Origin of the sequence: Virgibacillus sp. LDC-1 (genome assembly GCF_030137545.1) — a bacterium.
In the GTDB taxonomy this organism is placed as follows: Bacteria; Bacillota; Bacilli; order Bacillales; family Amphibacillaceae; genus LDC-1.
Genome location: NZ_JARUVL010000012.1, coordinates 13,826 through 26,738, shown reverse-complemented (window position 1 = coordinate 26,738; position 12,913 = coordinate 13,826). Strand labels below are relative to the sequence as shown.

Below are 12,913 nucleotides of genomic sequence, written 5' to 3'. Positions count from 1 at the left end.
ATCAGTTGCATACACCCAATCATGTTATGGGATTTATGGAAGACAAATTTATGTAAAAAAAGCGGTGGGACAAAAGAGAAGTATCTCACCGCAGTTTGAAAATGGGTTCGCTTTCACCATAGGAACAAGTGCAACATCTGCTCAAAATAACTTTAGCAGAGTCTTCTTTGCCCAAGAAACGGTCTTAACTATTTCAATCGAATCTTTTCTTTCGGCCGCCCTCTTCCATTTTCTTATTCATAAACAGTTTCAGTTGGACGTGTTGCTTCATAAATCTCCCTATCCAATTCAGATTGATAAGATGCCGCTTCTTCCTCTTCCCAATTTAGTGCTTTTTTCATATAATTCATTACCGCTTCTTGATGTTCCTTTACCCAGTTTATTTCAAAAAATAAGGCGCCAGTTCTTCGGATGAAGAAGTCTACTGGTTTATAGACAAGCTCATATTGTAATCCATATTCAAGCTCAGCAAGTACAACTGTATCCATTTGTTCCTTTTTAGCTTCTTCTTGTAAATCTTGATATAACTGGAATACACGCTCAACATTTGCCCCATATCGCTCGATTAACCGAAGCGTTGTTCTTTCATCTAATCCTAATGCGATCCCTTCTTTTGACTTTTTCCTTACATAGGTTGAAAAGCCTTTTGACCCACCAACTTCTCCTCCTGCTATTGGCAGGTGCTTTGTGGTTGATTCGGAATAAAGGATACCTTCCTCTTGCTTAAGCATAGCAACAACCTTATCAACTGCTTGCTCTGCCATTTTACGATACCCCGTCAATTTTCCTCCTGCCATTGAGATAAGTCCAGAATTAGAGATAAAAATCTCGTCCTTTCGCGAAATTTCTCCAGGCTTTTTTCCTTCCTCTGCGATTAATGGGCGAATTCCTGCCCAGCTTGACTCAACATGTTCTGCATTAATTTGCAATGAAGGGAACATGTCATTCACCGCGTTAATAATATAATCACGATCTGCCTCTGTTACGGTCGGGTGTTCGATAGCTCCGTCGTAAAATGTATCCGTTGTTCCTACATATGTTTTATTCTCACGCGGTATAGCAAAAATCATGCGTCCATCTGGCACATCAAAATAAACCGCCTGCTGAAGCGGAAAATCCTTCTTCGAAAAGACGAGGTGAATACCTTTCGATAGGTGCAAATGCTTCCCTTGTTTTGATCCATCTATTTCACGAAGCTTATCTACCCATGGTCCACCAGCATTTACAATTTTTTTTGCATAGATTTGCTTCGTTTCATTTGTTAGTTGATCCTCCACAACCACACCAGCTAGCTGCCCTTGATCTGAATAAATAAAGTCAATTACCTTTGCATAGTTTATTGCATGCGCACCTTTTTGCACTGCTTTTTTCATTACTTCTATCGTTAGCCGTGCATCATCTGTTTTATATTCAACATAATAGCCAGCTCCTTTTAAATTCTCTTTTTTTATGAGTGGCTCTTTTGTTAATGCTTCTTCTACATTTAACATTTTCCGTCGTTCTGATTTTTTAACAACGGCCAAAAAATCGTAGACACGAAGTCCGATGTTCGTTGAGAACGGTCCAAATGTACCTCCTTTATGAAAGGGAAGCATCATCCATTCTGGTGTTGTGACATGTGGTCCATTTTCATAAACAATTTCTCGTTCTTTTCCTACTTCTGCAACGAGTTTTACTTCAAATTGCTTTAAATAACGTAAACCCCCATGCACTAGCTTTGTCGACCGTGATGAAGTCCCAGCAGCAAAGTCCTGCATTTCAACAACACCTGTATTCAAGCCTCTCGTAGCGGCATCTAATGCAATTCCTGCTCCTGTTATTCCACCTCCAATAACTAATAGATCAAGTTTTTCCTTTGTTAAACTACTCCATATATCCTTACGCTGTCTACTAGAAAATGTCGTCATACAATTCACTCCCACTTATTATTTTCCCTCTACCTATCCATACCCGAAACACGATAGGTTCATGTCATACAATAGGTTCTAATTCATACTTATGGCGAAACATAGAGACTAGTCCTAAAAAAAGAAAAAAACCACAAAAACATCCCAACACAAAAATAATTGTATTAGAAGTTTGCGGTTTCTCCATATCTCCGTCCATTTATTCACTTTTCAAAATTAATCTTATCATAGCAATGGTACAAAGACAATATATAGTTTATTCTTTCTGTTGTCTTTGCTCCATTTCTTCCTTCGAATAAATTAGCTGCATCGGGTTTCCCCCTACAAAAGCACCTGCTGGAACATCTTTATGCACAAGCGTACCAGCAGAAACAATTGCATGGTCCCCAATCGTAACTCCGGGCAATATCGTTGAGTTTGCTCCGACCATTACTTCATTTCCTATCTTGACTTCCCCTATGCGATATTCCTTTAATAAATATTCGTGGGCAAGAATGGTTGTATTATACCCAATAATACTGTTTGTACCAACAGATATTTTTTCCGGAAACATAATATCAGGCATTACCATAAGCGCAAAGGCTGTTTTATCTCCGACTTTCATTCGCAAACATACACGATACAACCAGTTTTTCATACGTAAAAAAGGCGTATAACGGGCAATTTGAATAATAATAAAATTTTTTACAACCTTCCAAAAAGAAACCGTTTGATATATTTGCCACAGTGAATTCGCATTTTTGACCTGATATCGTTCCGTTTTCCTCATTTATCGCACCTCAATTATTCGCAATAAATCACGCATATCTTCAAGCATATAGGTTGGGTGATAGGATTGTAGAAATTCCTTCCCTTTATGTGACCATGAAACGCCAGCGGTTTGAACGCCTGCTCGATGTCCTGCCTCAATATCATGGTAATTATCCCCTACCATTAATGTCGATTCTGGCTGTCCAGCTAGAAGTTCCATTCCTTTTAACACAGGCTCTGGATTCGGCTTAGCATTGGTCACGTCATCTAATGTGACAATTGCATCAAACATCTTTTCGAGCCCACAAACCTGAAGTCCCTTTAGAACGCCTTTCTGCATCTTCGTAGAAACAATCCCAATTTGAATCTGCTTATTTTTTAGTTCAATAAGTGTCTCAATAACATGTGGAAACGGCTTTACATAAGCATCATGATGTAAAAAATTATGGGCACGATATGTTTCCACCATCTCCTCTACTTTATTTGGATCAATAGAAGCGAATGTGTCCTTTAATGGTGGACCATTAAATTCCTTTAGCTCTGCCCGTGTATATTCTCTTCCATACTGCTTAAAGGTATGAATAAACGATGCTATTATTAATTCATTGGTATCAATTAGTGTTCCATCTAAATCAAAGAGTATTGTACGAATGCTCATCTTTCATTTCCTTTCCTTTTCGTTCATCCAACCGTTTCCATATATGCGCAACGAGCATTGTCAGTATAATCGCTGTAATGAGACGAATAACAAGTAACGGCCATACAGGTATGCCAAGCGGAATAAAAATTAACGTATCTTCAACTACAGCGTGACAGGATACAAGAAAAATAAGTGCAAGCATCATATCTTTTCTTGATACGCCATCTTCCTTTACAGCCTGTATCATTACACCAGCACCATAAGCAAGACCAATGGTAAGTCCGGCAACTAAGGTCATGGAAGTATTGCGCTTCATTCCTAGAAGCTGTGTAACAGGCGCAAACATATTGGAAAATTTCGTTAGCCATCCTTTTTCACGCAAAAACTGCATTACTATCATTAACGGGATAACAATTAAAGCAAGCTGTACAATCGCCATGAAGGCAGTTTGTACTGCTTGAAACCCAATTTCTTGCCACCCCGAAAGCACTGCCTGCTCTGTGGAAATAAAACCGTATTGTGCAAGCTCCTGGCCGCCATTCCAAATCAGATGAATGAGCGAACCAGCTAGCAACGCAAGTCCTATTCGAATTCCAGAAATAAGCCACCAGCTTACCCCAACTTTTGCTGCTACCGAGGACTCAATAAATAAATTATGGGAGAACGATAGCATCATTGCCATAATAAATACTTCTTTCACGGTAAAGTCAAAAGAAATAATAGCTGCAATCCCAGCATATAAATTTAGTGCATTCCCTAATACTAGTGGTACAGCTGCTTCTCCTGATAAACCGAACAGCCCCATAATTGGACTAATTTTATCAATTAACCATGGCAAAATAGGTGTGTGCTGCAAAATTGTAACAATAAGTGTAATTGGAAAGATTACCTTTCCTAACGTCCAGGTTGTGTCTAATCCTTGGCGTAAGCCTCTAAAAATTATTCCCGCCAATCTCCCATCCCTCTTCTTTCTATCCAATAAACATGTTTATTTTCTATTTACCTTTTTTCCATCATAATGTTTATCTGCTATTCCAGATTTTCGGCGATAGATCATCAACCCTATAGAGCCTATAATCAGAATAATTGACATCACTTGTGCAGCACGTAGGCCGCCTCCGTACAGACTATCCGTCCGCATACCCTCTATAAAGAAGCGTCCAACAGAATAAGCAATAATATACGTAAGGAACACATTTCCTCGTAATGGATTCTTCCGTCGCAAAACAAGTAGCAAGATAAGTACGAGTATATTCCACACGGATTCATATAAGAATGTTGGATGGTACATCACACCGTCAATACACATTTGATTCATAATAAAATCAGGTAAATATTGATGAAAGCTTTGATAAGCAGACTCAGATATTGGACCACCATGGGCCTCTTGATTCATAAAGTTACCCCAGCGACCAATTGCTTGCCCAAGTATTAAGCTTGGAGCAGCTATGTCTGCTAGCTGCCAAAAGGATACTTTTTTAACTCGTGCATAAATGATGGCTGTTAACACCGAACCAATTAACGCACCATGAATAGCTATTCCGCCTTCCCATACTGCAAAAATCTTCCACCATGGCTGTCCTACATAGTTTTCCCATTCAAACATTACATAGTATATACGCGCAGAAATAATGGCGATTGGAATAGCAAAAACGACAAGATCGACCATCAAGTCTTTTTTTAATCCAAGTCGATCTGATTCCTTCGTCGCTAAATATAATCCTAAAAAAGCGCCGGTTGCAATAATAACGCCATACCAATAGATGGTGAACGGGCCAACTTCAAAAAATACGCGATCCAACGCAGGTGCATTACAAGTCATAACATCACTCCTATTCCATAACATCCTTTTCATGCTCAATCATTTTCGTTAATCGTTCTGAGAATTCTTCTGCTGCATTAACACCCATTCGTTTTAAACGGAAATTCATTGCAGCAACTTCAATAATAACTGCTAAGTTCCGTCCTGGGCGAACAGGAATTGTTGCTTTTGGAAGGTTTACATCCATAATTTTCATCGTTTCTTCATCTAATCCTAAACGATCATACTGCTTTTGCTGATCCCATAGCTCTAAATTTATAATAAAAGAGATTTTTTTATAATTGCGAACGGCACCTGCTCCAAATAATGTCATTACATTAATAATTCCTAACCCACGTATTTCTAATAAATGTTCAATCAGGGGTGGAGAATTACCAATTAATGTATCATAGTCTTCTTGCCGTATTTCCACACTATCATCGGCAACTAGACGATGCCCTCTTTTTACGAGTTCTAATGCTGTTTCACTTTTACCAACGCCACTTTCACCCGTTATTAGTACACCAACACCGTAAACATCAACTAGCACACCATGAATGGCGGTAAATGGTGCAAATTTAACTTCAAGGAAATTCGTTAGTCTACTAATGACCCGTGTTGTTTTTCGCGGAGAGTGTAGAATAGGAACCCCTGCATTATTCGCTGCCTCTATTAAAATTTGCGGAATCTCCATACCTCGAGAAACAACAATGCCTGGGGTGATATCCGTGCATAATCGTTCACATCGATCTTTTTTTTCTTCGTCAGAAAGGTCTAGAAAATAAGCCATTTCTGTTTTACCGATAAGTTGTAGCCTTTCACTTGGATAATATGTAAAAAAACCTGCCATTTCAATTCCAGGTCGATAAATATCACTTGTCGTGATTTCCCTATGTATGCCTTCTTCTCCGGCTACTAAGGTTAAATTAAAATTTTCAAGTAAATCCTTTGTTCGCACAACTGTCATGACGTATCTCCTCCAGATCTAACTGCTCTTTATTGTAGCACATTTTAACATGTCGTAGGAATGATTAAGAAAGCAGAGTACGTAAAGGTAATCTGTTCGTTTCTATCATCATAGAAACTTCATAACGGCGTCTTTCTCTATAAAAAATAGCGCAGACATATCGTCTACGCTCGAAGCGTATCCTTCACAAGTCGATTTAAAACGAGATTGATGATGGAAATGATAATAGCTGCAATAATTGCTGTACCAAATCCTGAAATTTCAAAGGAATCCCCCATCAGTCCTTGTGTTAGCATCAATGTAATTGCATTGATGACAAATAAAAAGAACCCAAGTGAAACAATCGTAATCGGCAAGGTGAGAATAATTAAAATAGGCTTTACGATTATATTTAATATCGCAAGGATAACACTCGCAAGTAACGCTGTTCCAAACCCGTCCAAATAAAAGGAATCAAATAACTCTGCTACCGCTATTAACGCTACAGCATTTAAAAAAATAGATAAAAAACCCCGTAATAGCATTAGTAATCCACTCCTCCATCTGGGATGATAAATATAGCAATTACATAAATAATCGCCAAAGTAAACGCACTGAAAAACAATGCAATGATGAACAATAAGCGTAAAATAGTAGGGTCGATACGTGTATATTCTCCTAGACCGCCTAGTACACCAGCTAGCATGCGGTTTTGAGTTGAACGATAAAGCTTTTTCATCCTTATTCCTCCCATCTTTATTTACTCTAGCTTATGGTTTTCTTTCATTTTGGTACAAATTTAATGTATTGCTACTGCTTAAAAGCCACAATTTACGTTGCTACATGCTTAATCAAAACTCCCAAATATAAAATCTTTCGATACCGAGGCGTTGTTTTGCAGCGTCTTGCACATCTTTTGCTAGCTTATTCGCCTTTTTAAAATTGCCTAATATACCATCTGCCTGAGATTTATGTGCTTTAATTGTATCCATCTTCTTCTCAAAGTATGGGGAAATATCATTGATAATATCCGGTTTTCCCAAATCCTCCATAAAGGAATTCGTAATCGCTTGTGCCCAAACCGTTGGTCGAATCGAAGGATCCATTAATCCAACTGCTTCTACTGCGGCCGCACCAAGTGCATTATGATCCGGATGGACTGCATGTCCAGGATAATGTGTAATAACCAAACTTGGTTTTATTTCTTCGAGCATTGTCTTTAAACGTTTTGCAATTTCCTGCCTGTCTTCAAATTCTAACGTTTTATCCCGATAACCTAACATTTTCAAATCGATATCTAACACGTTACACGCATTTTGTAATTCTTGCTTGCGAATCATAGGCAATGATTCTCTATTTGCGAATGGAGGTGCTCCCATATTTCTCCCCATTTCACCAAGTGTTCCACATAGGTAAGTAACAGGAACACCTTCTGCACGAAACTGAGCAATGGTTCCAGCCGCACCAAACGCTTCATCATCTGGATGCGGATAAATAACAACCACATGTTTTTCCATTTTATTCACCATTCCTTTAAAGTCAAAATTCTAATAGTCAATAACGTAATTTTTGTACGACAAATCCTTCACTAATTGAAGCATTATTTTATCGCTGAACACAACTTTCAATTTAATCTACAAAAATCGAATTAATAATCAAAAGGTGTTTCACTAATTTGCATTGCGACCATTAAGCGACCTTCACGGTCATGGCCGGCTAAAAGTAATTTATCATATTCGTAAATTTCCCAATCAGTTAGACCTTCCGCATATATCCAGCCCATCGGCATTTTCAAACCTGCGCGATAAACATTGCCATCCCTTACAATCTTTGCTTGCGAGAAAGTAACCTTAGCGTTTCTTACAAATACACCTACATTATATGCCTTTTCATTAAAGTGGCTTGCATAGGCTCCATTGGTTGTTTCAACATGGACATATACTTCTTTGTTAATAAAGCTTTCTAGCATTTGCTGCGCGTTTTCTATATCTATTGGTTTCATGTCATTGTTCCTCCCAACATCTTCTCTTTTTACATTACCGAAATAGACGGGTGTCGTCAAAACATACAATCTATCCAAGCTAAAAAACTCATTCAATGTATTGGAAATCTACATTGAATGAGTTTTTATTCGAAATTTTATTTGTTTTTCGCAATTACTTCTTCATTTCCAAGGATTAAATAATTTAATTCTTTCGTAGGTATTTGTTTAAGTTCTGTGCGCTTTGCTAAGTAAAATATCACACCAAGTATAATCCATACTGTGAGTGCAATTCGCGATTCAATACCTAGAAAAGCTGGCGATCCAGGTACTAATAATAATCCTAAAAACACTAGACTAGCAATCATACCGATTGCTGCAATTGATTTTTTAAGTGGTGATACAACATGCTTCGATGGATTAAAATCTTTATCCTTTGACCATTTAAATAGAGAAAATGCGGTGAAGCATGTATAGAAGTAAGCGATCGTCACTCCAACTGAGGACATATCGACTACCCATAGTAATGCCTGTCTACCAAACCACGGTGCAATCATAGCAAGTATCACTGTAAAAGCGATGCCAAAGTAAGGTGTCTTATAGGTTGGATGGAGCTTTGAAAACGACTCTGGGATAATTTTCGCGCGTGACATGGCGAACAATAAGCGGCTAGATGAAATAATAAAACCATTTAGCCCGGTGAATATTCCCATCGTTAAAGCGACAACAAGAATAAGCAGGCCAATCGTTCCTAGTAAATCATTAATTGCAGCTGCTGTTCCCCAAGCATGACTTGCACCAGCTAATGTTTCCCAAGGCTGAATCATTGCTGTAGAAATAATCATTAAGCTATATAAAATCGCTGCAAAGAAGATTGCTAGAATAATTAACAGAAATGCCTTCTTTGAAGAAAAATGGAATTCTTCTGCAGCTTGTGGAACGTTATCAAAGCCTACAAATGCCCATGGAGCTATAGCAACAATGGAAATAATTGCTGCGAATGCAGTTTTATCTGTTGAAAATAATGGCTGCACATTACTTAATTCTGTACTCGGATGGAACCCAACCATTGCCGTGATCGCGAGCACACTTATAATCATAATACTGCAAAAAACAAACTGCATACGTCCAGATAATCCTGTCCCTTTGACATTAAAATAACCAAATATAGCTAAAACGAATGTAGATATAACAATCTCCATCGCATAGATATCCCAACCAGCAATTTGATAAAGTTTAAGATTTTCAATTATTTTTGGAAAAATAAATTTGAACATTAAAGCAAAAGCAGAGGCATTAAGAGCAACGATACAAATATAGCCGAGGGTTAAAAACCATCCACAAATAAATGCATGCGTTCGTCCAAGACTGATAAATGAATAAGCAAATTCTCCTCCTGAAACTGGAAAGCTTTTAATGAGAAATCCATAGCTTACAGCGATGAGCATCATAAGAAAAGCACCAATGATAAAACCGAGAATAACACCTATAGGCCCTGCAGTTTCAAGCCAATTCGTCGGCTGTACAAATGCTCCCCAACCAATTGATGAGCCTAGAGCTATTGCCCATACCCAGTGTGCTTTTAACGACTTTTTCAGCGTCGTTCGTTCTTCATACTGGTAATTTGTCTGTCGTTTATTAATCATAATTCGACTCCTTTTCTTTCTCTACACTCTATTATTTCAAAACAGGAATATCTTTACAATTTAGCTTTCCACAATGATATTGGCGTATTTTTGCTTAATTAATCGTATGAGGATACTGATATCGTGCAGAAAGAGAAATATGCGTTTATTTGCTCTAAAATGGCGAACTACGTATGTTAACACCATATTTTGTTTTATCTACCCCTTCTTCTCCTTTTCAAAACAAACAAAGAAGGGCTTGACAAAAATCTAGTAAATAAAAAAAGTCAGTTAGTTCATCGAATAATTGATGATCTAACTGACCTATTTATTTGCATTCTGTTATGTTTAATTAAATTTCTGGTGGTTACGACTACCAGTTTATTTACTTACGAGCTTTTCTTTTTCAGAAAGACTTTCTTCCATACGTTTTAAATCACGTTCTAAAACCGACTTTAAATAACGTCCTGTATGTGATTTTTTTACGTTTGCAATCTGCTCTGGGGTTCCTGTTGCAATAATTTGTCCTCCACGATCCCCGCCTTCTGGACCAAGATCAATAATATGATCAGCAATTTTTATTACATCGAGATTATGTTCAATGATTAATACGGTATCTCCATTATCTACTAAGCGTTCTAGTACAGCTATTAAACGTTTAATATCGTCAACATGTAAGCCTGTCGTAGGCTCATCAAGAATATAAAATGACTTTCCGTTAGAGCGACGATGCAATTCACTAGCAAGCTTCACGCGTTGTGCTTCTCCACCAGATAATGTCGTTGCCGGCTGTCCTAACGTGATATACCCTAATCCTACATCATAAATCGTTTGGAGCTTTCGTTTAATCTTTGGAATGTTTGCGAAGAACTCTAATGCTTCTTCAATCGTCATGGCAAGCACATCTGCAATGTTCTTCCCTTTATATTTTACTTCTAACGTTTCACGGTTATAGCGTTTGCCATGACAAACCTCACAAGGTACATAAACATCTGGAAGAAAGTGCATTTCAATTTTAATAATACCATCACCATGGCACGCTTCACAGCGACCGCCCTTCACATTAAAGCTAAAACGTCCTTTTTTATATCCGCGAACCTTTGCTTCATTTGTTTGCGCATAAACGTCACGAACATCATCAAACACGCCTGTATAGGTAGCTGGATTAGAACGCGGCGTTCTCCCAATTGGCGATTGATCTATATCAATTACTTTTTCAATATGCTCTAAACCGTTTATTGTTTCATGCTTTCCAGGCTTTTGCTTTCCACGATAAAGATGTTTTGCTAATGATTTATATAATATCTCATTCACGAGCGTACTTTTACCTGACCCGGAAACCCCTGTTACAACCGTCATCAATCCTATTGGGAATTGAACGGATACATTCTTTAAGTTATTCTCTGATGCTCCAACAACCTCAATATGACGATCATCTGCTTTTCTTCGCTTTGCTGGTAATGGAATATATTTCTGTCCAGATAAATATTGACCGGTTAGTGATTTCTTCGTTTTCATTACTTTTGCAGGCGTACCACTTGCAACAATTTCTCCACCATGCTCTCCAGCTCCTGGACCAATATCAATAAGCCAATCGGCTGCAAGCATCGTATCTTCATCATGCTCTACTACAATTAGTGTATTGTCCAGATCACGCATACTTTGTAATGTTCCGATTAATCGATCATTGTCACGCTGGTGAAGTCCAATTGACGGTTCATCTAATACATATAAAACACCGGTTAGTGCTGAACCGATTTGTGTAGCAAGTCTAATTCGCTGTGCCTCACCACCTGAAAGTGTTCCAGCTGCACGAGATAACGTTAAATAGTCTAATCCGACATTATTTAAAAAGTCCAACCGATTACTAATTTCTTTTAGGATTAATCGTGCAATTTGCGTTTCCTTTTCAGTAAGCTCCAATTGTTGAAAAAAGGACTTCGCTTCTGTTATAGATAAATCCGTAATTTTACTAATATGCTTTCCATCAATGCGTACCGCTAATGCTTCTTCTTTTAATCGATATCCTTTACATGATGGACAATTTTTCTGTGCCATATATTTTTCTAATGTTTCACGAATGTAGTCAGAAGAAGTCTCTCGATACCGTCTCGCGATATTTTTTAGCACACCTTCGAATTCAATTGTGTTGTCTCGCACATTACCAAAATCATTCACATAATAGAACCGGATTTTGTCTTTACCACTTCCATGCAAAATTTTATCCATTTGTGTTTTAGGAATATCCTTTACCGGAATATTCATGTCAATCCCGTAATGCTCACAAACACTTTTTAATAGCTGTGGATAATATTTTGAACTAATTGGTTCCCACGCGGCAATGGCGTGCTCATTTAAGGTTTTATCCCAATCTGGTATCACTAAATCCAAATCAACTTCCAGCTTTGTACCAAGTCCATCACAGGTTGGACATGCCCCGTACGGACTATTAAAAGAAAAGAGACGAGGCTCTAGTTCCCCAATTGAAAACCCACAAATGGGACAAGCGTGGTTTTCACTAAATGTAAGCTCTTCTTCTCCAATAATGTCGACGATTACTTTACCTTCTCCTAGCTCAAGCGCTGTTTCCAATGAGTCACTTAGCCGTCCAGTTACGCCTTCCTTCACGACAATGCGGTCCACAACAACTTCAATCGAATGCTTTTTATTTTTTTCGAGGTTAATCTCCTCTGTGACCTCACGCATTTCCTTGTCTACACGGATGCGAACATAACCCTCCTGCTTTAGCTTTTCAATCGTTTTAATATGCTCACCTTTTCGGCCAGAAACGACTGGGGCAAGAATTTGGATCCGTGTACGCTCTGGATAATCCATAATTCGATCCACCATTTGCTGCACCGTTTGTGAGCTTATTTCAATTCCATGCTTTGGACATGTCGGTCGACCAACACGAGCATAAAGCAAACGTAAGTAGTCGTATATTTCGGTTACTGTTCCTACCGTAGAGCGTGGATTACGACTCGTAGTTTTTTGATCTATTGAAATCGCTGGGGATAGTCCTTCAATTGTATCAACATCCGGCTTATCCATTTGCCCTAAAAATTGGCGCGCATAAGCAGAAAGTGATTCTACATATCTACGTTGTCCTTCAGCATAAATTGTATCAAAAGCTAAGGAGGATTTTCCTGACCCTGATAGTCCGGTTAATACGACCAATTTATTTTTGGGAATGGTAATATCAATGTTCTTTAAGTTATGAGCCCTAGCGCCTTGAATTTTTATTGATTTACTTGGCATGCAAC

12 protein-coding genes are annotated in these 12,913 nt (G+C 38.2%); all 12 read right to left on the bottom strand.

What is annotated here, in order from left to right:
• Positions 1 to 233: 233 nt before the first annotated feature.
• On the bottom strand, positions 234 to 1,907 hold the full coding sequence (locus QBK89_RS11005) for a glycerol-3-phosphate dehydrogenase/oxidase (RefSeq protein WP_284141104.1): 1,674 nt from the start codon (positions 1,905 to 1,907) through the stop codon (positions 234 to 236).
• Between the two features lie 256 nt (positions 1,908 to 2,163).
• The gene (locus QBK89_RS11000; RefSeq protein ID WP_284141103.1) at positions 2,164 to 2,676 is read right to left on the bottom strand and encodes an acyltransferase; all 513 of its coding nucleotides are present in this window, start codon (positions 2,674 to 2,676) and stop codon (positions 2,164 to 2,166) included.
• Positions 2,677 to 3,315 (bottom strand): pyrophosphatase PpaX, encoded by a 639-nt coding sequence (ppaX, locus tag QBK89_RS10995; protein WP_284141102.1) that lies wholly within the window; start codon positions 3,313 to 3,315, stop codon positions 2,677 to 2,679.
• The gene (locus tag QBK89_RS10990; RefSeq protein ID WP_284141101.1) at positions 3,290 to 4,249 is read right to left on the bottom strand and encodes a nucleoside recognition domain-containing protein; all 960 of its coding nucleotides are present in this window, start codon (positions 4,247 to 4,249) and stop codon (positions 3,290 to 3,292) included. Before QBK89_RS10990 ends, ppaX begins: the two co-directional genes overlap by 26 nt.
• 36 nt (positions 4,250 to 4,285) lie before the next feature.
• Complete coding sequence (gene lgt, locus QBK89_RS10985; protein ID WP_284141100.1) at positions 4,286 to 5,119, bottom strand: prolipoprotein diacylglyceryl transferase; 834 nt, start codon at positions 5,117 to 5,119, stop codon at positions 4,286 to 4,288.
• A gap of 10 nt (positions 5,120 to 5,129) precedes the next feature.
• The gene (gene hprK / locus QBK89_RS10980; protein ID WP_284141099.1) at positions 5,130 to 6,065 is read right to left on the bottom strand and encodes an HPr(Ser) kinase/phosphatase; all 936 of its coding nucleotides are present in this window, start codon (positions 6,063 to 6,065) and stop codon (positions 5,130 to 5,132) included.
• Between the two features lie 164 nt (positions 6,066 to 6,229).
• The gene (locus tag QBK89_RS10975; RefSeq protein ID WP_284141098.1) at positions 6,230 to 6,589 is read right to left on the bottom strand and encodes a phage holin family protein; all 360 of its coding nucleotides are present in this window, start codon (positions 6,587 to 6,589) and stop codon (positions 6,230 to 6,232) included.
• Positions 6,589 to 6,783 carry a PspC domain-containing protein gene (locus QBK89_RS10970; protein ID WP_284141097.1) on the bottom strand — a complete coding sequence of 65 codons (195 nt, stop codon included), beginning with the start codon at positions 6,781 to 6,783 and terminating at the stop codon, positions 6,589 to 6,591. The genes QBK89_RS10975 and QBK89_RS10970 overlap by 1 nt, the downstream gene beginning before the upstream one ends.
• Before the next feature lie 112 nt (positions 6,784 to 6,895).
• Entirely contained in the window at positions 6,896 to 7,561 is a 666-nt protein-coding gene (gene bshB2, locus QBK89_RS10965; protein ID WP_284141096.1) for a bacillithiol biosynthesis deacetylase BshB2, read from the bottom strand.
• Between the two features lie 131 nt (positions 7,562 to 7,692).
• Positions 7,693 to 8,046, bottom strand: a complete 354-nt coding sequence (locus QBK89_RS10960; RefSeq protein WP_284141095.1) for a YojF family protein — start codon at positions 8,044 to 8,046, stop codon at positions 7,693 to 7,695.
• A 137-nt stretch (positions 8,047 to 8,183) separates the two neighbouring features.
• Complete coding sequence (locus QBK89_RS10955) at positions 8,184 to 9,671, bottom strand: APC family permease (protein ID WP_284141094.1); 1,488 nt, start codon at positions 9,669 to 9,671, stop codon at positions 8,184 to 8,186.
• Between the two features lie 360 nt (positions 9,672 to 10,031).
• Positions 10,032 to 12,908: an excinuclease ABC subunit UvrA gene (gene uvrA / locus QBK89_RS10950; RefSeq protein ID WP_284141093.1), complete on the bottom strand. Its 2,877-nt coding sequence runs from the start codon at positions 12,906 to 12,908 to the stop codon at positions 10,032 to 10,034.
• Positions 12,909 to 12,913: the final 5 nt, after the last annotated feature.